Raw genomic sequence first — 20,840 nt, forward strand, 5'->3', positions numbered from 1 at the left:
TATCCTCCCAGGAGCGGTTTATATGTCGGAATTCAGCGAGGAAAGCAGTTCGGCCAAGCGGGCTGAGGAATTTCTTCAGGTTTTTAAGAAGGGCGCCGAATTTACCCAGTCCCTTTTGAAAGAAAACGAGCGTCTGCGTTATCAGATTCTCAAACTCAAGGAACCGGCGGCGCAGGATATGCCTTCTCCGGCCCAGTTGGAGGAACTCCAACGGCTGCGGCAACAGGTTGCTGAACTGGAACGGGAGAAGCAGGAGATTCTCGACCGGATTAAGGCCGTTGAGGAGGAGAATCACGACTTCGCCAATCGCTATGTCGTGGTCGAATCGGAAAACAACATGCTGGCGAATCTTTACATCGCCTCCTACCAGCTGCATTCGACCCTCGACTTCAAGGAAGTTTTGCAGATCATCTCCGAGATCGTCATCAACCTGATCGGTGCCGAAGTCTTCGCCGTGCTGTTGTTGGATGAGAAAACCGGCAAACTCGAACTCGCTGGTCACGAAGGGATTGATGTTTCGGCTCTACCCCCCATCGACCTGGGCGCGGGCGTGATTGGCCGGGCGGGGCAAACCGGCGAAAATCATTTTGTCGAGGATATCGAGGCGTATGAGCTTGATTATTCCCAGCCCATGGCCTGCATCCCCTTGAAAATCAAGGAGCATGTCATCGGGGTCATTGTCATCTACCGTCTGCTCGAACAGAAGCGTCGGTTCGCTGATGTCGATTATGAGCTTTTTACCCTGCTGGCCGGTCATGCGGCGACCGCTATTTTTTCCTCCCGGCTCTATTCTGAGTCGGAAAGGAAACTTTCGACGATCCAAGGTTTTATCAACCTGCTGACGAAATAGGGTAGGGGAGGGAAGATTCTGTGGAAACCAAGCGTGTTCTTATCGTGGATGATTCACCCACCATGCGACAGTTGCTGGCCTTTGCCCTCAAGCGTCTGCCGGGGGTGGTGATTTCCGAAGCAGCGAATGGGGTCGACGGCCTCAAGAAAATCACCGGCGAACGGTTCGATTTGATTTTTACCGACATCAACATGCCGGTCATGGATGGACTCAAACTGGTCAGCCTGGTACGTAAAGACGCGGCACTGAACAACATTCCGATCGTGGTGATCTCTACCGAAGGGGCTGAGGAGGACCGTAATCGGGCCTTCGCCTTGGGCGCCAACGATTATATTACCAAGCCGGTCCAGTCCCCCCAGGTCCAGGAAGTGGCCCGTCGGCTGCTGGTACTCAAGTAGGTCTTCCGTGGACAACCTGCGATTCCTTGCAGCGCGGGGTTGACAATTCCTATATGGTTTATGTTAAATAGTCCATTCCGTAAACCACGATGATTTCATTGTTCCTAAATTTCAGGAGGCAGTTTTGGCTAAAGAAGAAGCGATTGAAGTTGAAGGGGAGGTCATCGAGCCCCTTCCCAATGCCATGTTCCGGGTCAAACTGGATAACGGGCATGTTGTGCTCGCGCACATTTCCGGCAAGATGCGCAAATTTTATATCCGCATCTTGCCCGGCGACCGGGTAACGATCGAACTTTCCCCCTATGACCTGACCCGCGGTCGTATCACCTATCGGGAAAAATAGAGATTCGGCAACGAGCGCAAGCCGTTGTCACACAATCCATGTAAAGGGCCGACATCCTTGTGATGTTTTTTCTGGCCTTATGACAGAATACCGGCGTTTGCCGGTATTCATGTTTAAGAAACCGATGGCCCATGCGGGCCGTGGAGGATATATGCAAGAACGTTACAATGCCGCCACCATCGAAGAGAAATGGCAGAACCGCTGGGATGCCGATGAGACCTTTAAGGTTACCGAGGACCCCGCCCGGGAAAAGTTCTATCTGCTGGAAATGTTCCCCTATCCCTCGGGTCGTATCCATATGGGACATGTGCGCAACTACTCCATCGGTGACGTGGTCGCCCGCTTCAAACGGCTTCAGGGCTTTAACGTTCTGCATCCCATGGGCTGGGACGCCTTCGGCATGCCGGCGGAAAATGCCGCGATTAATCATGGCATTCATCCTGCTAAATGGACCTTCGAGAATATCGCCAGTATGAAGATCCAACTGAAAAAGATGGGGCTCTCCTATGACTGGGACCGGGAGCTGGCGACCTGCGATCCTGCCTATTACCGCTGGGAACAATTGGTCTTTTTGCGGATGCTGGAGAAGGGGCTGGCCTATAAGAAGAGTTCTTCAGTGAACTGGTGCCCCTCCTGCCAGACGGTACTGGCCAACGAGCAGGTGGAGGATGGCTGCTGCTGGCGTTGCGACAGCGAGGTGGTCGCCAAGGAACTGGAACAGTGGTTCTTCCGTATCACCAATTACGCCCAGGAGCTGCTTGACGAAACCTACAATCTTCCCGGCTGGCCCGAGCCGGTGCTGATCATGCAACGTAACTGGATCGGCCGCAGTATCGGTTGCGAGATCGATTTCCCCATCGACGGGCGCGAGCAGTCGATTCGTGTCTTCACTACCCGTCAGGACACCCTTTTCGGCGCCACCTTCATGAGCCTGGCGCCGGAACATCCCCTGGCGCTGGAACTGACCACCGCCGATCAGCGTCCACTCGTCGAGGCTTTCATCGCCAAAGTCAAAAAACAGGACAAACTCAAGCGCACCAGCGACGATCAGGAAAAAGAAGGGGTCTTTACCGGCAGCTACTGCCTGAACCCGGTAACAGGGAGCAAGATGCCGATCTTTTTGGCCAATTTTGTTCTGATGGAATACGGCACTGGCGCCGTTATGGCGGTGCCGACCCACGATCAGCGGGATTTCGAATTCGCGCGCAAATACCGGTTGCCGCAGGTAGTTGTCATCCAACCGGAAGGCGAGACCCTCGATCCCGAAACGATGGAGGCCGCCTGGACCGGACCGGGGATCATGGTCAACTCGGCGGAATCCAATGGTCTCGCCAACGAGGAGGCCAAGGAGAAGATCGCCGAGTCTCTGACGCAGCGGGGGATCGGTCAAAAGACGGTCAATTACCGCCTGCGCGACTGGGGGGTTTCCCGGCAGAGATATTGGGGGACACCGATCCCGGTGATCTACTGCGATCACTGCGGCATGGTCCCGGTCCCGGAAAAGGATCTGCCCGTGGTGCTGCCGACCGACGTTGCTTTCACTGGTGAAGGGGGCAGCCCCTTGGCTCAATCCGAAGCCTTCGTCAAAACCCCTTGCCCTGTTTGCGGCAAAGTGGCCCGGCGGGAAACGGACACCTTCGACACCTTTGTGGAAAGTTCCTGGTATTTTGCCCGCTATGCCTGCCCGAAGCACGACGGGGGGCCGCTCGACGCCAATGCCGTCAACTATTGGTTGCCCGTCGACCAATATATCGGCGGTGTCGAGCATGCGGTCATGCATCTGCTCTATGCTCGCTTCTTCACGAAAGTGCTGCGCGACCTCGGCTTGATGAAAGTCGGCGAGCCTTTCACCAATCTGCTGACCCAGGGGATGGTCTGTATGGAGACCCGCTCCTGTCCCGAGCACGGCTGGCTCTATCCCGAGGAAGTGGTCGACGGACGCTGCTCCCGCTGTCAGGCCGAAACGGTGCTGGGTCGCAACGAGAAGATGAGCAAATCGAAGAAAAACGTTATCGACCCCGATCATCTCATCACCCGCTACGGTGCCGACACCGCCCGGCTCTTTTCCCTGTTCGCCGCCCCGCCGGAAAAGGATCTGGAATGGAATGAGCAGGGGGTCGAAGGCTGCTTCCGCTTTATCGGCCGGGTCTGGCGCCTGATCTACGAAAATCTGGGATTGATTCAAGGGGTCGACCTGCCGACCACGGCCGAAGGCCCGGCCCGCGACCTGCGCCGGGTCACCCATCGAACGATCAAAAAGGTCACCGAGGATATCGACGGGCGTTTCCATTTCAATACCGCCATCGCCGCCGTCATGGAGCTGGTCAACGCCATTTCCGCCTTTGAGGGCAAGGCCGAGGCGCCGGCGGTGCTGCGTGAAGCCCTGGAAACAACAGTCCGACTCCTCACCCCCTTTGTTCCCCATGTCGCCGAGGAGCTGTGGAGCTGTCTCGGCCATGGTGAGGGGATCGAAAGCCAAGGCTGGCCAAAGTGGGATGAAAACGCCCTGATCGAAGATGAGATTTCGATTGTGGTGCAGGTCAACGGCAAGGTCCGCGGTAAGGTCACTGTCCCGGCCGATGCCGCCGAGGACACGATCCGTCAGGCCGCCCTGAGCGAGGCGAATGTTGCTCGCTTCATCGCCGAACTGACGGTACGCAAGGTCATTCTCGTTCCCGGCCGTTTGGTCAATATCGTGGTGTCCTGATGAAACGTCTTGGTGCCTTTCTGTTGCTGTTGATCCTGCTGGCGGGCTGCGGCTACACCCCGCGGGGCCTCAGCCCGGGGATCGGTGTGAGTACGCTCTATATCCAGCCGCTGGGGAATCGTACGGCGGAGCCTTTTCTCGATAGCATGCTGACCAACGACCTGATTATGTGGTTCAGTCGTGATCAGCAATTACGCTTGGTCGCCAGCGCCAAGGAGGCAGAAGCCGTGCTCAGTGGCGATGTCGCTTCTTACAGCCGGACCTCGGTAGCCTACAACCGGCGGGACAAAATTCAGGAATACCGCTCCGAAATGCTCGTCAACGCCAACCTGCGCCGGGTTACCGACGGCAAGATTCTGTGGAAGGACAGTGTCTTCTGGACCGAGGAGTCGCTCAACAGCGCCGACCGCGCCCGCCAGGACGACTTTGAAACCGAGGCCATGCAGAAAATCAGCCAGCGGCTGGCCGAGCAGATCTATCAGCGGATCCAGGAAAATTTCTAAAGGGTATGAATTCCGCTGAGCTTTTTCGGGCACTGGAAAAAAGGGAAGTCCCCAACCTGCTTTTTCTCTACGGCGAGGAAGGGTTTCTCATCGAGAAATGCTGGCGCGCCATTCTCGACATCCTCTTGCCGCCGGCGGATCGGGATTTCAACTTTGATCTGTTCTCGGCCCGGGAGGCCCGGGCTGCAGATATCCTTGATCAAGCCCGAACCTTTCCGATTTTCGCCGCACATCGTCTGATCCTGGTCAAGGATGCCCAGCATTTTTCCGCTGAAGCACTCGAAGCCTTTCTTCCGTACCTGCGGGAGCCCGTTCCGGAAACCGTACTGGTACTGGTCGCCGATAAAATCGACGGTCGTCGTAAATTTTTCCAGGACTTCAAAAAATTCGGGGAGTTGGTGGAGTTCAAGAAGCTCTACGACAACCAGATCCCCGGCTTTATCCGCGAACAGGCGCGTTCGGCCAGGTATTCTCTGACCGAGGAAGCCTTGGCGCTCTTCTGCCGCCGGGTGGGAAACGATCTGCAGGAAATCCAGGGGGAGTTGACCAAGCTTTTTTCCTACCTGGGGGAACGCAAGCTGGCCGATGTCGATGATGTTCGGGCGATTGTTTCCGATACCCGTATCGACAGCGTCTTTGCTCTGAACGATGCCTTGGGCGGTCGGCGCCACGGAGAGGCGCAGCATCTGTTGGGGCGGATTCTCGACGATGGTTCGCCCCCGCTCATGGTGCTGACTATGATCGTCCGGCACTTTCGCCAATTATGGAAATGTCGTGAGTCGCAAGAGCAGGGGATCGGGGAGCGAGACTTGCCCAAGGTGCTGGGGATTGCACCATTTTTCATAAAGGGATTGATTGAGCAATCCCGGAGCTTTTCGTCATCCCGCTATCGGGAGCTGTTCGATTTTTTCCTGGAAACGGATCTCGCGCTAAAATCCAGCGGCGCCCATCCAAACGCGCTCTTGGGCACCTTGGTGACAGAAATCACCCGGAACGGCGGACAATAAAAAAGGAGGCTTGAAAGCCTCCTTTTTTTAACAGCGAATGGTGAATGACCCTAGAGGGCATTGACAAGTTTGGCCAGGCGGGAAATCTTGCGGCTGGCGGTCGCTTTGTGGATGATCCCTTTGCCGGCGGCCTTGTCGATATAGGGCATGGCTTTTTCCATGGCGAGCTTGGCGGCTTCGGCATCGCCGGCGGCGACGGCTTCGCGAACCTGCTTGACGTAGGTGCGCATAGTCGAACGGATGTGGGTGTTGCGCGCATTACGAACTGTGTTCTGCTTATTTCTCTTCAGTGCGGATTTGTGGTTGGCCAAGGTTTTATCCTCCGGTGGGTGTGATTAATTTTTACATGACGGCAGCTTTATAACATCACATTAGTCCGCCGTCAAGTTAAAAACTCTCCAATATGTAAAGAATAGTTCTTTAACATCAGCACCTTAACATGTTAATCAACTGAATTAAGATAAAATAATACAAATTTTACTTAGTTATAAATCTCTTTGGCGGATAGCGGGGATATTTTCCCCGTGGGTTTCCCCCTTGGAGTTGGTTGACTTGACTTCGGAGGCCGCATGTCGGAAAGAAAAAACATCACCCGTGCCGCAGGGGTTTTAGGGCTGGCTACCGGTTTGAGCCGTATCGCCGGCCTGGTGCGGGATATGGTAGTCGCGGCGCTTTTCGGGGCCGGATTCGGGACGGATGCCTTTTTCGTCGCCTTTACCATCCCCAACCTGCTCCGCCGGTTTTTCGCCGAAGGCTCACTGACCGCCGCCTTTGTACCCACCTTTTCGGAGGTCTATCATCAAGAGGGGAGGCAGCAGGCTCAGGAGGTGGCGAATATCTGCATGACTCTGCTGGTTCTGATCATGACCGGCGTCACCCTGACGGGGATCTGGGGCTCTCCCTGGCTGGTTGAATTCGTCGGTCACGGCTTCGGCGCCGTCGAGGGCAAGCTCGAACTGACCGATTTTCTCAATCGGATCATGTTTCCCTATATCTTTTTTGTCAGCCTGCTGGCGTTGCTGACGGGCATCCTTAATGTCATGGGGCACTATTTTGTTCCCGCCGTGTCGCCACTGTTGCTCAATCTCAGCATGATTCTTTGTGCCGTATGGCTTCACTCCCGTTTCGAAGTGGGAATCACCGCCCTGGCGGTAGGGGTGTTGGTCGGCGGCGTTCTGCAGCTGCTCATCCAGATACCGGTAACGCGCCGTCTCGGCATTCGGTTGCGGCCCGATTTTCGTTTCAGTCATCCTCGGGTTCGACGAATTGCCTGGTTGATGCTCCCCGGATTGATCGGCGTTGCCATCTATCAGATCAATGTCGTGGTTTCCCGTCTGCTGGCATCGTTTCTGCCGGAAGGGAGCGTTTCTTTTCTTTATTACAGTCAGCGGCTTTTCGAATTTCCCCAGGGGATTTTTATCGTTTCCCTGGCTCAGGCGGTGCTTCCCGCCATGAGTCGGCAAATGGGAAACCGTGACGATCAGGGTTTTCGCGAGTCCCTGCACTACGCTCTGATTCTGATCGCTCTGATTACCATTCCCGCCTCGGTCGGTCTGTATCTTTGTGCCGAGCCGATTTTCAGTCTTTTCTTTATGAAGGGGGCATTTCTCGCAGAGGATGTACGCCAGACCGCTCTGGCTCTGGCCGCTTATGCACCAGGACTCTTTTTTGTCGGGGTCAGCCGCGTCATCGTCCCGGCGTTCTATGCCCGTCAGGATACGCGAACGCCGGTGTGGATTTCTTTTTGGACGCTACTGATGAATGTGGCCCTGGGACTACTGCTCATGCGTCCCTTCGGCCATGTCGGTCTGGCTGCGGCGCTGACGCTCTCCTCGGTCTTCAACAGTTGCGCCCTGCTCTGGGCCTTGCATGGCAAGATGGGACGGCTGGGGCTTGCTTCCGTCACTTCCGCTCTGGCGCGCATTCTGCCGGCCGCTGCCGTCATGGGTGCCGCCGTCTGGGTGCTGCTGCGCCTCGTGCCTTGGCTCGAACCTGGGCGGATCTGGCTCAAGGGGAGCGTACTGGGCGGCACGATTGGGGTCGGTTGTCTGATCTTCGCCTTGGGCTGTATGCTTTTACGGGTGCCTTACACCGAGCAAGCCCTGAGCCTGATCAAACGAAAGGTGCTGAAACGATGAAAATTCCATCCTACGAAGTTCAGGGCTTGTCGACTCCTGTCGGCTTTATCACGGTCGTCGTCGGCGAAGGCTTGATTCGGGAAGTGCTGTTGATGGCAGACGAAACCCAGGCCCGAGACGCGTTGCGGCAAAAATATCCGCGCCATGCCTGGACGGAAGCGGGACCGGCGCTTGCCGCCTGCGTCCAGTTGCGGGAATTTTTTCAGGGCGAGCGCAGTGCCTTCGATCTCCCTCTCGATTGGACCCGTTTCACCCCCTTTGCCACTGCCATCCTGCGGGAGTTGGCCAGGGTTCCTTTGGGGGCGACCCTGACCTACGGTGACTTGGCCCAGCGCGCCGGCTATCCTGGCCGCGCCCGCGCGGTAGGGCGGGTTATGGCCGGCAACCCTTATCCCATCCTTCTTCCCTGTCATCGGGTTGTCGGGCGTGACGGACGCTTGACCGGCTACTCTGGCGGGGAAGGGATAACGACCAAGTCGCGGCTCCTCGATTTCGAGGCCTCCGTCGTTAAAAATCCGCATTTGTTAAGGAAAATCCCTTGACACGGGCAAGGCGCCTTTGCTAGATATACGTCGTTTCGGTTGTAGGCACGTAGCTCAGTGGGAGAGCACTACCTTGACACGGTAGGGGTCGGCGGTTCAATCCCGCCCGTGCCTACCAAGACCGGCAACCGAATTGAATCATGGACGAGGCATCCCCGGATGCCTCTTTTCATTCCTGGAGTAACCGATGAGTCAGGTGCAAATCGAGCTGCCCGACGGTTCCAAAAAAGAATTCTCCGCCGGAAGTACCCCGTTAGATGTGGCCCGGTCGATCGGCGAGGGCCTGGCTCGTCAGGCGGTGGCTGCTCGTATCGATGGTAAGCTGGTGGATTTGAATAGTCCTCTCGATCAGGATGCCCGGGTCGAGTTGGTCACCCTCAACTCTCCGGAAGGGTTGGATGTCTATCGTCACACCACCGCGCACCTGATGGCGCATGCGGTGAAAGCCCTCTATGGCGACGATGTCCAGGTCACCATCGGGCCGTCCATCGAAAATGGTTTTTACTACGACTTCTACAGCACCAAGCTGACTTTTGTGCCGGAAATGTTCGAAGCCATTGAAAAGAAGATGGAAGAACTGGCGGCTGCCGACCTCCCCATCATCCGTGAAGAACTTCCTCGGGATGAGGCCATCGTCCTCTTTCGGGGCATGGGCGAAAACTACAAGGTCGAGCTGATCGAGGATCTTCCGGACGGCGTCGTCTCTCTCTATCGGCAGGGGGATTTTGTCGATCTCTGCCGCGGGCCGCATTTGCCCTCCACCAAATTTATCAAGGCCTTCAAATTGACCGGCGTGGCCGGGGCTTACTGGCGTGGCAGTGAGAAGAACGCCATGTTGCAGCGCATTTATGCCACTGCCTTTCCTGACAAGAAAGAGCTGAAAACTTATTTGGCTCGCCTTGAGGAAGCTCGCAAGCGCGATCACCGCAAGCTCGGTAAGGAACTCGATCTCTTTTCTTTCAGTGAAGAGGCTGGCGCCGGGCTGGTAATCTGGCATCCCAAAGGAGCTCTGCTGCGGACCCTGCTCGAGGATTTCGAGCGGCGCGAGCACCTGCGTCGGGGTTACGATATCGTCATGGGCCCGCAGATCCTGCGCACCGAGCTTTGGAAAACTTCCGGTCATTACGAAAACTACCGGGAAAACATGTATTTCACCGAGATCGACGAGCAGAGCTATGGCATCAAGCCGATGAACTGCCTAGCGCACATGCTCATCTACAAGTCGAAGATGCGCTCCTACCGCGATCTGCCCTTACGCTATTTCGAACTGGGCACGGTGCATCGTCACGAAAAGTCCGGGGTGTTGCACGGCCTTTTGCGGGTGCGCGGCTTCACCCAGGACGATGCCCATATCCTCTGTACCCCCGAACAACTCGATGCCGAGATCAAGGGGGTGATCAAGTTTGTCCAGGATGTCATGGGCATCTTCGGTTTTGAGTACGAGATGGAAATTTCCACCCGTCCGGAAAAATCGATTGGCAGCGACGCCGATTGGGAGCGGGCAACTCGGGCACTGATGGCGGCCCTGGAGGATTCCGGATTGCCCTTTGAAATCAACGAAGGGGACGGCGCCTTTTATGGCCCAAAGATCGATATCAAGCTCAAGGATGCCCTTGACAGGAGATGGCAGTGTGCTACAATCCAATGCGATTTTACCCTGCCAGAGCGCTTCGATCTTACCTATATCGGCAGCGACGGCGAAAAACATCGGCCGGTCATGGTGCACCGGGTCATTCTGGGAGCTATTGAGCGGTTTATCGGTGTTCTGATCGAACATTTCGCCGGCAACTTCCCTCTCTGGATATCCCCGGTACAGGCTGTCATCGTTAATGTCACCGATAATCAGGCCGACTATGTCGCCCAGGTGCAAGAACAACTGGCTGCGGCTGGAATTCGGGTGAAGGCTGATCTGCGCAACGAAAAACTTGGATTCAAGATTCGTGAAGCGCAGTTGGACAAGATTCCCTACATGCTGGTCGTTGGGGACCGGGAGATGCAGGAAGGGCGCCTTGCCCCCCGGGATCGTACCGGGAAAACCCTCGATTCCATGACCCCCGATGAATTTATCCGTTTCGTCCAGGATGAGTGTCGTCAATATCACTAGGAGGTGTTCCCATAGCTAAGCAAGAAACCAACATCAACCGGGCCATTCGCGCCCGGGAACTTCGGGTGGTCGACGACGAGGGGGAACAGCTCGGAATTCTGAGCCTGGAAGATGCCCTGGCAGCCGCCCAGCAGCGTGGCCTTGACCTGGTTGAGGTCTCCCCCAATGCCGTGCCTCCCGTTTGCCGCATCATGGATTACGGCAAATACAAGTACGAGGCGAGCAAGAAGGCAGCGGAAGCCAAGAAAAAGACGGCCAAGGTCGAGCTCAAGGAAGTCAAGATGCGTCCCAAGACCGATGAGCACGACTTTCAGTTCAAGGTCAAGCATGCGCGCCGTTTCCTTGAGGAAGGCAACAAAGTCAAGGTGACGATCATGTTCCGTGGTCGCGAAGTGACCCATCCCGAATTCGGCCAGCGGCTCTTGGCAAAGGTGGCGCAGGAAATTCAGGATCTCGGTGTGGTAGAAAGCACCTCACGGCTGATGGGACGCTTTATGTCTATGGTCGTCGCTCCCAAAAAGTAGCAGTCCGGATCCCGCGACATCGGGTCGCGCGGATTCTAAACCATAAAAGGAGATGGGGTCATGCCCAAAATCAAGACCAATCGGGGAGCCGCCAAGCGCTTCCGCAAGACCGGCGCCGGCAACATTCGGCGTAACAAGGCGTTCACCAGCCATATCCTGACCAAGAAGTCTACCAAGCGTAAACGCGAACTTCGTCAGGCGACTCTGGTGCACAAGGCTGATGCCAGCAATATCAGCCGCCTGATTCCGTACCTGTAAAAAGACCAACCAGGATCGGCTCAAGTCCGTGAACTGAGGGGAAATAGTCTCCCCCTTCAGATCCGGCGGCGGCATTGCCGCTTCATCACAACACTGCAAGGAGTAAAACATGCCGAGAGTAAAACGTGGATTCAAAGCGAGACGCAGAAGAAACAAGGTTCTCAAGCTGGCCAAAGGGTATCGTGGCGCCAGGAGCAAATTGTTTCGTAGCGCGACGGAGGCCGTTGACCGGGCTCTGAACTATGCCTTTCGTGATCGTCGGGTCAAGAAGCGCGATTTCCGCGCACTCTGGATCGCCCGCATCAATGCGGCGTCCCGCGAAAACGGCGTATCTTACAGCCGTCTGGTCTTTGGCCTGAAAAAGGCGGAGATTGGCCTTGATCGCAAGGTGCTCGCCCAGTTGGCGGTTACCGATCCCGCAGGTTTCAGCGCGGTCGTCGCCCAAGCCAAAGCCCAGCTTTAAATCGAGCGGAAGCGAAAAGAGAGATGGGGTTGGCTCCATCTCTCTTTTTTTCTGAGAAACTGGCGATGGAGGCCCTGCGCGGCTTCCATCGTTTTTTATAACCGGATCGGGACGGCTATGAAGGAAAAGTTGCAGGCGATGTTGGATGCGGCGGGACGCGCCGTGGAAGAGGCCGAGAGCGAAAAGCTCTTGCAGGATGTTCGGGTTGCCTACCTGGGCAAGAAGGGCGAGCTGACCTCCATTATGAAAAGCATGGGGGCTCTTCCCGCAGCCGAACGGCCGGTGATTGGCGCCTTGGCCAACGATGTCAAGGAACAGTTGGAAGCGCTGATCGAATCGCGTCTCGAGCTAGTGCGGGCGCAGGATATCGAGCGACGCCTCAAGGAAGAGACGATCGATGTCACCTTGCCGGGCCGGACTTGCTTCGCCGGTTCCAAGCATCCGATCACCCTGGTCACCGAGGAAATCGTCGAGATCTTCTCGGCCCTGGGCTTCGGCGTCGCTGAGGGGCCCGAGGTGGAGAAGGATTTCTACAACTTCGAGGCGCTGAATATTCCCAAGGATCATCCCGCTCGGGACATGCAGGATACCTTCTACATCTCCGAAGACGTGGTGCTGCGCACCCATACCTCGCCCGTTCAGATCCGAACCATGCTCAAGCAGCCGCCGCCGGTGCGAGTCATTGCTCCGGGCACCGTCTATCGCCGCGATTCCGATATCACCCATTCGCCGATGTTCCATCAGATTGAAGGCTTTCTCGTTGACCGCCAGGTTTCGTTCGGCGACCTCAAAGGGATTCTCACCACCTTCATCAACCGTTTTTTCGGGGCCGGGGTCGGGGTGCGTTTCCGTCCCTCCTTTTTCCCCTTTACCGAACCGAGCGCCGAGGTCGACATTCAATGCGTCATCTGCGGCGGCAAGGGCTGCCGGGTCTGCAAGCAATCGGGCTGGCTGGAGATTCTCGGCAGCGGGATGATCGATCCCGAAGTCTTCAAATCCGTCCATTACGACCCCGAGGCCTACAGCGGTTTTGCCTTCGGCATGGGTCTGGAGCGGGTCGCTATGCTTAAATACGGGGTGAACGATCTGCGGCTCTTTTTCGAGAACGATATTCGTTTTTTGCGTCAGTTCTAAAAAATTTGCCGTTAATCGCTAAGTTGGTAAGGACTGGTTGATAAAGGACTTGAACAAATGATCGTTACCTATAACTGGCTCAAAGAATATGTCGATTTCGATTTCACCTCAGAGGAGCTCTCCCATCGCCTGACCATGGCCGGACTGGAAGTCGATGCCATGGAAAAGATCGGGGCCGATCTCGACACGGTCATCGTTGCCCGTCTGGCTGCCGTCGAGGCCCACCCCGAGGCGGATCGCCTGACCCTCTGTCAGGTGGAAACCGGCAAGGAAACCCTGCAGGTGGTCTGCGGCGCAAAAAACCATCGTGCCGGCGATCTGGTGGCCTTGGCCCAGGTTGGTTCGATTTTGCCCGGGGATTTCGCCATCAAGAAATCGAAAATTCGCGGCGTCGAATCGATGGGGATGCTCTGTTCGGAAAAAGAACTGGCTCTGGCCGAGGAAGCGGAAGGAATCATGATCCTGCCTGCGGGCCTGCCCTTGGGCCAGCCGGTCTTCGAGGCTTTGGGTCTCAAGGATGTGCGTTTTGAGTTGGGTCTGACCCCCAATCGTCCCGACTGCCTGAGCGTCGTTGGCGTTGCCCGGGAAGTTGCGGCCATGGCCGGCCGTCCCCTCAAGCGTCCGATCCCGGAAGTGAACGAGAAAGGCGCTCCCATCGAAGCGGAAACCTCGGTGACCATCGACGACCCTCAGCGCTGCCCGCGTTATGCTGCGCGCTTGATCAAGGGGGTCAAGATCGGCCCCTCGCCGGAGTGGATGGTACGACGTCTGGAATCCGTCGGTATGCGTTCCATCAACAACGTGGTCGACGTCACCAATTTCGTTCTACTCGAACTGGGGCATCCGCTGCATGCCTTCGATTTCAATCTGCTCCGCGAAGGGCGCATTGTCGTAAAACCGGCGGGGGAGGGGGAGCTTTTCACCACCCTCGACAGCCAGCCCAGGGAACTCAAAAGTTCCGACCTGACCATCTGCGACGGTGAGGGGGCTGTGGCTCTGGCCGGCATCATGGGGGGGGAGAATTCCGAGATCAAGCCCGAAACGACCGATGTGCTTCTGGAAAGCGCCTATTTCGATCCGACCACCATTCGCCGGACCAGCAAACGTCTGGGGATTCACACGGAATCCTCCCATCGCTTCGAACGCGGCGCCGATATCGACATGGTTCCCCTGGCTCTCGATCGGGCAGCGGCGCTGATCCAAGAGTTGGCCGGCGGCACCGTCGCTCGCGGCCGGATCGATGTCTATCCGCAAGTTTTACCGAAGATTTCCCTGCCCTTGACCGTTGCCCGCGTCAACGCCGTTCTTGGCCTGGAGCTTTCGGCAAAGACGGTCAAAGAACTTCTCGATTCCATCAGCTTTGTCACCCGGGTTGAGAATGATGGCGCCTTGACCGTCGAGGTTCCCTCCTTCCGTCCGGACGTGGAACGGGAAATCGACCTGATCGAAGAGATCGCCCGACTCAACGGTTACGACCGGATTCCGGTGACCATGCCGAGCGGCGCACTGGTCAGTCACCAGGATTCCCCCCATGTCGGGCTCGTGCGCCGGGTGCGGGACTATCTGGTGGGGGCCGGTTTTTCCGAGATGATCAATTACTCCTTCATCGCCGAAAGTGCCTGGGATCGTATCGGTCTTGCCGGCGACGATGTCCGACGTAAAACGGTAAAAGTCCTCAACCCGCTCACCGAGGAGCAGGCGGTCATGCGCACGTCGCTCGTTCCCAGCGTATTGACGAGCGTCGCCGGTAATCTTGCCTATCGCAACAGCGATCCCCGGGTTTTCGAACTGCGGCCGGTTTTTCAAGTAGTAGAGGGGCAGGAACTTCCCTACGAGTCTCTGCGCCTGACCGTCGCTCTCTGTGGCCGTCGTGCGCCGGAAGGTTGGGCGCAGGAGCGGGCCGACGTCGATTTTTACGACATCAAGGGCCTCGCTGAAGGAATTCTGGGGCTTTTCACGCTCCCCGCCTTGGCTTGGGAAACTGATTCCCGTGAGCCTTTCCTGCATCCGGGAAAATCCTGCGCCCTGCGCTGCGGCAAAGAACTGCTCGGCACCCTGGGGGAGGTTCATCCCCGGATCCTGCGGGAGTTCGATATCGACGAAATGGTCTATCTGCTTGATCTCGACCTGACCACGCTCTTTCAGCAGACCCTGGGGCATCCTGGCTTCCGTCCGCTCTCCCGCTACCCCGATGTCTGCCGTGACAGTGCCCTCTTGGTTGATGAGGAGATTCCGGCCGCACGGGTTTTGTCGACCCTGGGAGAAATCAAGAACAAGAGTATCGAGGAGATTACCCTCTTCGACGTCTACCGTGGTGCGGGGGTCCCGGCGGGGAAGAAGAGCCTGGCCATTCGCGTGCGGTATCGGTCCCTCGAAAAAACCTTGACCGACGAGGAAATACAGGGTATCCACGGCAAGCTTATTCGTACTCTGGAGAAAAACCTCGGCGCCGAGATCCGCTGAAAAAAGCGGTTGCTTAGCCCCTGAGGCTGTGTTATAAAAGTCCGTAAATTCAAGGACCTGTGTAAATTTTTACGCGGAGGAGTTATGACCAAGGCGGATCTGATAGAAAACGTGTACCTCAAAACCGGCTTCTCCAAGAAGGAATCCGCTGACATTGTCGAAATGGTGTTCGACATCATGAAATCCAATCTTGAAGAGGGTGAAAAGATCAAAATCGCCGGTTTTGGCAACTTTGTTGTTAAAGAAAAGGCCACCCGTCGTGGGCGTAATCCGCAGACGGGGGATGAAATTGAAATTACCTCTCGGCGCATTCTCACCTTTAAACCCAGCCAGGTTCTGAAGGCTTCCATCAACAACGAGGGGTAACATCACCACGTGATGCCATGACCGCCGAAATTCCCGACAAGCTGTACTTCAAAATCGGTGAAGTTGCCGAAATCACGGGGATCAAGGCCCATGTCCTACGTTATTGGGAAGCGGAATTTCCGGTATTCTCCCCCCAGAAAAGCCGATCCAACCAGCGTCTTTACCGGCGCCGGGATATTGAGACGGCGCTGCTGATCAAAGATCTTCTCCACCGCCAACGTCTGACTATTGCCGGTGCCAAGAAAATTCTGAACAGAAAGACCGCCGGGGGAGGGGACGCCCCTCCTCCGGTCCAGTCCGCAAAAAACCGCCGGATTATCGACGAAATTCGCCGTGATCTGGAACGTCTGCGCGATTCGCTTTCCAGTACTCCCGACTCTCATTAGTTTCCCCCTCTGCGAGGTATGCTTGCGGATTCTTGTGACGAACGACGATGGGATTCAATCCCCCGGGATTCTTGCCCTCGCCGAACAACTCTCCACGATCGGCGAGATTACCGTCGTCGCTCCCGACCGGGAGCGGAGTGCGGTCGGACATTCCCTGACCCTGCATTCACCCCTGCGCGCCGAGGAGGTCCGGCCCGGTTTTTTCGCCGTGGACGGAACCCCGACGGACTGTATTCACCTGGGAATTCACGGTCTTCTGGAAAAACGTCCGGATCTGGTCGTTTCCGGTATCAACAAAGGGGGTAATCTGGGGGATGATATCACCTATTCCGGGACGGTCTCCGCTGCCATGGAAGCCACGTTGATGGGTGTGCCCGCCTTCGCCGTCTCTCTTGCCGGGGATTCCTTCCGCTACGAGGATTTTCAGGGGGCTGCCGCCTTTTCCGCCCGTCTGGCCGAGATTATGCAAAAGCAAACCCTCCCCGCAGATACCTTTTTGAACATCAACGTGCCCGTTCCCGATTATCGGGGAGTCTGGGTCACCCGCCAGGGAAAACGCATCTACGAGGATGTGATTGTCGAGAAGCTGGATCCCCGCGGCCGAAAATATTACTGGATCGGTGGCGGCGAACTGGGGTTTCACAATATCGAAGGGACGGATTTCCATGCCATCGGCGCCGGGTACGTTTCCATCACCCCCTTGCATCTCGACCTGACCAACTATCGCTCGTTTCAGACTCTTGCTTCCTGGAATCTCGAAACGATGATGTCCTTGGGCGAGTCAGGAGAAGGGGAGGCATGAGCGATTATTCCATCGCCCGGCGCAATATGGTCGACCGGCAACTCAAGGCGCGAGGGATCAAGGATCCCCGGGTTCTTGCCGCCGTTGGCCAGATTCCCCGCCACCTTTTTGTCGAGGATGCCTTCGCGAGTCAGGCCTACGGTGATTTTCCCCTGCCCATCGGCGAGAAACAGACCATTTCCCAGCCCTACATGGTCGGTCTGATGAGTGAGGCCCTGCTCTTGACTGGAAAAGAGAAGGTGCTGGAAATCGGCACCGGCTCGGGTTATCAGGCGGCGGTATTGGCGAAACTCGCGGGCCGGGTTTTTTCCGTCGAACGGATTCCGGCCCTGGCCCGCCGTGCCCGGCGGATTCTTGACGGTATCGGCTGCGGTTCGGTGAACATCAAGGTGACCGACGGTACCTTGGGTTGGGAGGAAGAAGCGCCTTTCGACGCCATTGTCGTAACCGCCGGCGCCCCGAGTGTTCCCGACTGTTATCTGCGTCAGTTGGCCATCGGCGGGCGACTGGTCATTCCCGTCGGAGACATGGGGGTGCAGGTGCTCAAACGCATCACCCGTGTCGGCGAAAACAACTTTTCCGAAGAACAACTGGTCGACTGCCGTTTTGTTCCGCTTCTGGGGAAACTCGGCTGGCGCGAGGAAGCCTGAATTTCATGAAAATGATTCGTCGTCTTTACGACTGGGTTCTGCATTGGGCGGCAACCCCCTATGGAACCCTGGCCCTCTTCTGCCTGGCCTTTGCCGAAAGTTCCTTTTTCCCCATCCCTCCCGACGTGCTCCTTCTCGCCCTGTGTATCGCCACGCCGCGCCACTCCTTCCGCTATGCCTTGCTCACCGCCGTCGGCTCGGTCTTGGGGGGAATGCTTGGCTACGGCATCGGTCACAGCCTTTGGGGGGCGGTCTCCGATTATTTCTTTCGCTATGTTCCGGGATTTACCGAGGCGATTTTTGCCACAGTCCAAGAGCTCTTCGTTTCCTACGATTTTTGGGCGATCTTTACCGCGGGCTTTACCCCTATCCCCTACAAGGTCTTCACCATCGGCGCCGGGGTTTTTGAAATCAACTTCCCTGTCTTTGTGTTAGCGTCGGTCATCGGCCGCAGCTTGCGTTTTTTTCTCGTCGCCGCTCTGATTTACCGTTTTGGTCCGGCGGTGCGTAATTTCATCGAAAAATATTTCAACCTGCTCACCCTGATCTTCATGGTCCTGCTCATCGGTGGTTTTCTCGTCATCAAATACGTTTTCTGAGATCCGCCGTGCTTCTCTTTCTCCCGCCTCAGGTTGACGATCGGCACCAGATTCCGCTACCTTGACGGTAGTCCCTGTTTTTCTGGAGCATCATGCCGATTCGCGCGTTCATTCTCGTTCTGATTTTTTCTCTTTTGGCCGGCTGTGCTTCCCGCAAGGGGGTTTATCACACGGTCAAACAGGGGCAGACCCTCTATCGCATCAGTCAGACCTACGGCGTCGATCCTACCCAACTGGCACGGGTCAACGGCGTTTCCGACCCGACCCGATTGCGGGTGGGACAGCGTCTCTACATTCCTCAAGCTTCCCGTGTGCAGACCGTCCCGAAGACGATCAAGGCTGCCAAGTCGGAATCAGCTGTCGCGAAGCTGCAGCCTAAAGTCCCGCCACGATCCGTTTCCCCGGTCAAAACCTCCTCCCCGGCTAAATCTAAACCGGCGCCACCGCCCAAATCTCCCACCAAGGGGCTCTTCGCCTATCCCGTCAAGGGGAAGATCGTCAAGCATTTCGGCGAGCGGGCGGGAAACATCAACCGTGGGGTGGAATTTGCCGTCCCGCGCGGGACGACCGTGATGGCTGCGGCGAAGGGGCGGGTAATTTACAGCGGCAACGGCATCAAAGGCTATGGCCATCTCATCATCATCAAACATCGCGACTCTTATTACACCGTCTATGGCTATAACGAACAAAATCTCGTCGCCAACGGTGTTGACGTGGTTCGGGGCCAGCGCATCGCTCTCAGTGGCGTGCCGCCCAGCGGCGGTCAGGCGCGACTGCATTTTGAGATCCGTATCGGCAAGGAAGCGGTAAACCCTATTTTTTACTTGCCTTAATAGACTCTCTTTCATAGACTTTCATGAATTTAATGGCTTTTTCCTGGTGGAGGCACGTCTAAAATGAATGACCAGTACAAATTCGAGGAGGAACCGGAAGCTGACTTGTCCGAGGAGTCCGAAGGCGATCTGATCGAAGCTGAGGTCGACGAAGATGAAGAGGTGGAGGAGGAAATCCCCGAGAAGCCGGAGGAAGAACATTCGGACGATGCCATCAAGCTCTATCTGAAGGAAATCCAGAAAACCACGCTACTCACCGCCGAGGACGAAAGGGCGCTGGCCGCCCGGATCAGTCAGGGGGATGAGCAGGCTCGCAACCGCATGATCGAAAGCAACCTGCGCCTGGTTGTTAAAATCGCCAAGCGCTACATGAATCGCGGACTGCCTTTTCTCGACCTGATCGAAGAGGGTAATCTCGGCTTGATCAAAGCGGTCGAACGTTTCAAACTCAGCAAGGAATGTCGTTTTTCTACCTACGCGACCTGGTGGATTCGACAATCGATCGAGCGTGCCCTGGTCAATCAAAGCCGCACCATTCGTCTGCCGGTGCATGTCTCCGACGACATCAACAAGCTCATCAAAATCAGCCGGGAACTGGTTCATAAATACAATCGCGAACCCCACGTGAATGAAGTCGCCGAAGCGATGGGGGTGGAAAACGCCTATGTCCGTCGGCTGATGGTTCTGGTCAAAAAGACCTATTCCATCGAACATCCCATGGGCGAGAACAACGATTACAGCCTCATGGATACCATCGAGGATCCGACGGCGGTCGATCCTTCGGGATTGATCGAAGATTTGAACAAGTACGCTCTGGTCAGCAGCTGGCTCGAAGGTTTGAGTGAAAATGAGCGGGAAATCCTGACCCTGCGTTTCGGACTTGACGACCGCGATCCGCAAACACTCGATACTATCGGTCGCAGCTTTGGCGTCACCCGCGAACGAATCCGTCAGATCGAGGCGAAATGTCTCGAAAAGCTCAAGAAAATTCGCCTGGAGCACCAGGCTGCGGGACGATTTTCGCCACCGGAGGCCTGAGGTTGCATGACCATTATCCCACCCTCGCACGAAGGACTCGACCCCGTGGAAGATCTGAAAAAAATCATTCGCGATATCCCTGACTTTCCTAAAAAGGGGATTATTTTCAAAGATATAACGACCCTGCTGGCAGACCCGAAGAGTTTTAACCGGATGATCGACCTGATCGCCCATCGCTACATCGGCGCCAAAATCGACCAGATCGTCGGGGTCGAGGCGCGCGGCTTTCTGCTTGGAGCGGCCCTGGCGTACAAGCTCGGCACCGGTATCACCCTCGTGCGCAAGCCGGGCAAACTCCCCTATAAAACCCTGCAGAAAACCTATCAACTCGAATACGGCGCCGACACCCTGGAAATCCACCAGGATGCTTTCAAACCCGGTGATCGGGTGGTGGTCGCCGATGATCTGCTGGCGACGGGCGGTACCATGGCCGCCGTTGTCGAACTGATACAGGAACTGGGGGCCGAGGTGGTGGAATGCGCCTTTATGGCCGAACTGGAATTTCTTGAAGGGCGCAAACGGCTACCGCAAGAAAAGGTCTTCAGCCTGCTCAAGTTCTGATGGGCGGCCTGGGGGTTGCAAATCGCTATTCACTGGGTTATAAATAAGCCCCTTTTCGGCCCCGTAGCTCAGCTGGATAGAGCAACCGCCTCCTAAGCGGTAGGTCGTGCGTTCGAATCGCGCCGGGGCCGCCATAAAATCAACAGGTTACGGATTCTAATCCGTGGCCTG

General features: G+C 56.4%; 23 protein-coding genes and 2 tRNA genes. 24 read left to right on the forward strand and 1 reads right to left on the reverse strand.

All coding sequences use genetic code 11. The features are described 5' to 3' along the window. Positions 1–22: 22 nt before the first annotated feature. The 6 genes from BQ4888_RS01195 to holA all read left to right on the forward strand — a co-directional run bounded on the left by BQ4888_RS01195 (position 23) and on the right by holA (position 5,808). Positions 23–850, forward strand: coding sequence for a GAF domain-containing protein (locus BQ4888_RS01195; RefSeq protein WP_092052598.1), 828 nt, complete (start codon positions 23–25; stop codon positions 848–850). A gap of 20 nt (positions 851–870) precedes the next feature. Then, on the forward strand, positions 871–1,248 hold the full coding sequence (locus BQ4888_RS01200; RefSeq protein WP_092052601.1) for a response regulator: 378 nt from the start codon (positions 871–873) through the stop codon (positions 1,246–1,248). A 124-nt stretch (positions 1,249–1,372) separates the two neighbouring features. Next, positions 1,373–1,591 carry a translation initiation factor IF-1 gene (gene infA, locus BQ4888_RS01205; protein WP_092052603.1) on the forward strand — a complete coding sequence of 73 codons (219 nt, stop codon included), beginning with the start codon at positions 1,373–1,375 and terminating at the stop codon, positions 1,589–1,591. A gap of 151 nt (positions 1,592–1,742) precedes the next feature. Next, positions 1,743–4,298: a leucine--tRNA ligase gene (gene leuS, locus BQ4888_RS01210; protein WP_092052605.1), complete on the forward strand. Its 2,556-nt coding sequence runs from the start codon at positions 1,743–1,745 to the stop codon at positions 4,296–4,298. Next, positions 4,298–4,801, forward strand: a complete 504-nt coding sequence (gene lptE / locus BQ4888_RS01215; RefSeq protein ID WP_092052607.1) for an LPS assembly lipoprotein LptE — start codon at positions 4,298–4,300, stop codon at positions 4,799–4,801. The genes leuS and lptE overlap by 1 nt, the downstream gene beginning before the upstream one ends. A gap of 5 nt (positions 4,802–4,806) precedes the next feature. Then, complete coding sequence (gene holA, locus BQ4888_RS01220; RefSeq protein ID WP_092052610.1) at positions 4,807–5,808, forward strand: DNA polymerase III subunit delta; 1,002 nt, start codon at positions 4,807–4,809, stop codon at positions 5,806–5,808. Between the two features lie 50 nt (positions 5,809–5,858). Here the strand turns inward: holA and rpsT are convergent, their stop codons facing one another. Continuing rightward, positions 5,859–6,119: a 30S ribosomal protein S20 gene (gene rpsT, locus BQ4888_RS01225; protein WP_092052613.1), complete on the reverse strand. Its 261-nt coding sequence runs from the start codon at positions 6,117–6,119 to the stop codon at positions 5,859–5,861. A 258-nt stretch (positions 6,120–6,377) separates the two neighbouring features. Between rpsT and murJ the strand changes: the two genes are divergently transcribed. The 18 genes from murJ to BQ4888_RS01315 all read left to right on the forward strand — a co-directional run bounded on the left by murJ (position 6,378) and on the right by BQ4888_RS01315 (position 20,803). Continuing rightward, complete coding sequence (murJ, locus tag BQ4888_RS01230) at positions 6,378–7,946, forward strand: murein biosynthesis integral membrane protein MurJ (protein WP_092052616.1); 1,569 nt, start codon at positions 6,378–6,380, stop codon at positions 7,944–7,946. After that, a complete protein-coding gene (locus BQ4888_RS01235) occupies positions 7,943–8,488 on the forward strand; it encodes a methylated-DNA--[protein]-cysteine S-methyltransferase (RefSeq protein WP_092052618.1) in 546 nt (181 codons plus the stop codon). Before murJ ends, BQ4888_RS01235 begins: the two co-directional genes overlap by 4 nt. Positions 8,489–8,531: 43 nt before the next feature. Continuing rightward, positions 8,532–8,606 (forward strand) — tRNA-Val (locus BQ4888_RS01240). Between the two features lie 69 nt (positions 8,607–8,675). Beyond that, positions 8,676–10,592, forward strand: coding sequence for a threonine--tRNA ligase (gene thrS, locus BQ4888_RS01245; RefSeq protein ID WP_092052621.1), 1,917 nt, complete (start codon positions 8,676–8,678; stop codon positions 10,590–10,592). 11 nt (positions 10,593–10,603) lie between these two features. Then, positions 10,604–11,116, forward strand: coding sequence for a translation initiation factor IF-3 (gene infC / locus BQ4888_RS01250; protein ID WP_092053436.1), 513 nt, complete (start codon positions 10,604–10,606; stop codon positions 11,114–11,116). Positions 11,117–11,176: 60 nt separating this feature from the next. Next, positions 11,177–11,374 carry a 50S ribosomal protein L35 gene (rpmI, locus tag BQ4888_RS01255; protein WP_092052623.1) on the forward strand — a complete coding sequence of 66 codons (198 nt, stop codon included), beginning with the start codon at positions 11,177–11,179 and terminating at the stop codon, positions 11,372–11,374. A gap of 109 nt (positions 11,375–11,483) precedes the next feature. Further along, positions 11,484–11,837 carry a 50S ribosomal protein L20 gene (gene rplT, locus BQ4888_RS01260; protein WP_092052625.1) on the forward strand — a complete coding sequence of 118 codons (354 nt, stop codon included), beginning with the start codon at positions 11,484–11,486 and terminating at the stop codon, positions 11,835–11,837. Between the two features lie 117 nt (positions 11,838–11,954). Beyond that, positions 11,955–12,971 carry a phenylalanine--tRNA ligase subunit alpha gene (gene pheS / locus BQ4888_RS01265; RefSeq protein WP_092052627.1) on the forward strand — a complete coding sequence of 339 codons (1,017 nt, stop codon included), beginning with the start codon at positions 11,955–11,957 and terminating at the stop codon, positions 12,969–12,971. Positions 12,972–13,028: 57 nt separating this feature from the next. After that, positions 13,029–15,434: a phenylalanine--tRNA ligase subunit beta gene (gene pheT, locus BQ4888_RS01270; protein ID WP_092052629.1), complete on the forward strand. Its 2,406-nt coding sequence runs from the start codon at positions 13,029–13,031 to the stop codon at positions 15,432–15,434. A gap of 84 nt (positions 15,435–15,518) precedes the next feature. Next, on the forward strand, positions 15,519–15,800 hold the full coding sequence (locus BQ4888_RS01275; RefSeq protein ID WP_092052632.1) for an integration host factor subunit alpha: 282 nt from the start codon (positions 15,519–15,521) through the stop codon (positions 15,798–15,800). A 17-nt stretch (positions 15,801–15,817) separates the two neighbouring features. Next, positions 15,818–16,186 (forward strand): MerR family transcriptional regulator, encoded by a 369-nt coding sequence (locus tag BQ4888_RS01280; protein ID WP_092052634.1) that lies wholly within the window; start codon positions 15,818–15,820, stop codon positions 16,184–16,186. Between the two features lie 22 nt (positions 16,187–16,208). Continuing rightward, positions 16,209–16,988 carry a 5'/3'-nucleotidase SurE gene (surE, locus tag BQ4888_RS01285; protein WP_092052636.1) on the forward strand — a complete coding sequence of 260 codons (780 nt, stop codon included), beginning with the start codon at positions 16,209–16,211 and terminating at the stop codon, positions 16,986–16,988. Next, positions 16,985–17,638, forward strand: coding sequence for a protein-L-isoaspartate(D-aspartate) O-methyltransferase (locus BQ4888_RS01290; protein WP_092052638.1), 654 nt, complete (start codon positions 16,985–16,987; stop codon positions 17,636–17,638). The genes surE and BQ4888_RS01290 overlap by 4 nt, the downstream gene beginning before the upstream one ends. Positions 17,639–17,643: 5 nt before the next feature. Continuing rightward, on the forward strand, positions 17,644–18,237 hold the full coding sequence (locus BQ4888_RS01295; RefSeq protein WP_092052640.1) for a YqaA family protein: 594 nt from the start codon (positions 17,644–17,646) through the stop codon (positions 18,235–18,237). Between the two features lie 92 nt (positions 18,238–18,329). Beyond that, positions 18,330–19,070, forward strand: coding sequence for a peptidoglycan DD-metalloendopeptidase family protein (locus BQ4888_RS01300; protein WP_092052642.1), 741 nt, complete (start codon positions 18,330–18,332; stop codon positions 19,068–19,070). A 63-nt stretch (positions 19,071–19,133) separates the two neighbouring features. Then, complete coding sequence (locus BQ4888_RS01305) at positions 19,134–20,108, forward strand: sigma-70 family RNA polymerase sigma factor (RefSeq protein ID WP_092052644.1); 975 nt, start codon at positions 19,134–19,136, stop codon at positions 20,106–20,108. A 45-nt stretch (positions 20,109–20,153) separates the two neighbouring features. After that, positions 20,154–20,669, forward strand: a complete 516-nt coding sequence (locus tag BQ4888_RS01310) for an adenine phosphoribosyltransferase (RefSeq protein ID WP_092052646.1) — start codon at positions 20,154–20,156, stop codon at positions 20,667–20,669. 57 nt (positions 20,670–20,726) lie between these two features. Beyond that, positions 20,727–20,803, forward strand: a tRNA-Arg gene (locus BQ4888_RS01315). Positions 20,804–20,840 lie beyond the last annotated feature (37 nt).

It is taken from the genome of Desulfuromonas acetexigens, assembly GCF_900111775.1.
Lineage (GTDB): Bacteria > Desulfobacterota > Desulfuromonadia > Desulfuromonadales > Trichloromonadaceae > Trichloromonas > Trichloromonas acetexigens.

Bases quoted from the DNA above. Each gene is read 5' to 3' on its own strand.
- BQ4888_RS01305 (WP_092052644.1), top strand. From the start codon at position 19,134: ATGAATGACCAGTACAAATTCGAGGAGGAACCGGAAGCTGACTTGTCC.
- pheT (WP_092052629.1), top strand. From the start codon at position 13,029: ATGATCGTTACCTATAACTGGCTCAAAGAATATGTCGATTTCGATTTC.
- thrS (WP_092052621.1), top strand. From the start codon at position 8,676: ATGAGTCAGGTGCAAATCGAGCTGCCCGACGGTTCCAAAAAAGAATTC.
- lptE (WP_092052607.1), top strand. From the start codon at position 4,298: ATGAAACGTCTTGGTGCCTTTCTGTTGCTGTTGATCCTGCTGGCGGGC.
- BQ4888_RS01290 (WP_092052638.1), top strand. From the start codon at position 16,985: ATGAGCGATTATTCCATCGCCCGGCGCAATATGGTCGACCGGCAACTC.
- pheS (WP_092052627.1), top strand. From the start codon at position 11,955: ATGAAGGAAAAGTTGCAGGCGATGTTGGATGCGGCGGGACGCGCCGTG.
- BQ4888_RS01195 (WP_092052598.1), top strand. From the start codon at position 23: ATGTCGGAATTCAGCGAGGAAAGCAGTTCGGCCAAGCGGGCTGAGGAA.
- leuS (WP_092052605.1), top strand. From the start codon at position 1,743: ATGCAAGAACGTTACAATGCCGCCACCATCGAAGAGAAATGGCAGAAC.
- murJ (WP_092052616.1), top strand. From the start codon at position 6,378: ATGTCGGAAAGAAAAAACATCACCCGTGCCGCAGGGGTTTTAGGGCTG.
- BQ4888_RS01275 (WP_092052632.1), top strand. From the start codon at position 15,519: ATGACCAAGGCGGATCTGATAGAAAACGTGTACCTCAAAACCGGCTTC.
- BQ4888_RS01300 (WP_092052642.1), top strand. From the start codon at position 18,330: ATGCCGATTCGCGCGTTCATTCTCGTTCTGATTTTTTCTCTTTTGGCC.
- rpmI (WP_092052623.1), top strand. From the start codon at position 11,177: ATGCCCAAAATCAAGACCAATCGGGGAGCCGCCAAGCGCTTCCGCAAG.
- BQ4888_RS01295 (WP_092052640.1), top strand. From the start codon at position 17,644: ATGAAAATGATTCGTCGTCTTTACGACTGGGTTCTGCATTGGGCGGCA.
- rplT (WP_092052625.1), top strand. From the start codon at position 11,484: ATGCCGAGAGTAAAACGTGGATTCAAAGCGAGACGCAGAAGAAACAAG.
- BQ4888_RS01235 (WP_092052618.1), top strand. From the start codon at position 7,943: ATGAAAATTCCATCCTACGAAGTTCAGGGCTTGTCGACTCCTGTCGGC.
- BQ4888_RS01280 (WP_092052634.1), top strand. From the start codon at position 15,818: ATGACCGCCGAAATTCCCGACAAGCTGTACTTCAAAATCGGTGAAGTT.
- holA (WP_092052610.1), top strand. From the start codon at position 4,807: ATGAATTCCGCTGAGCTTTTTCGGGCACTGGAAAAAAGGGAAGTCCCC.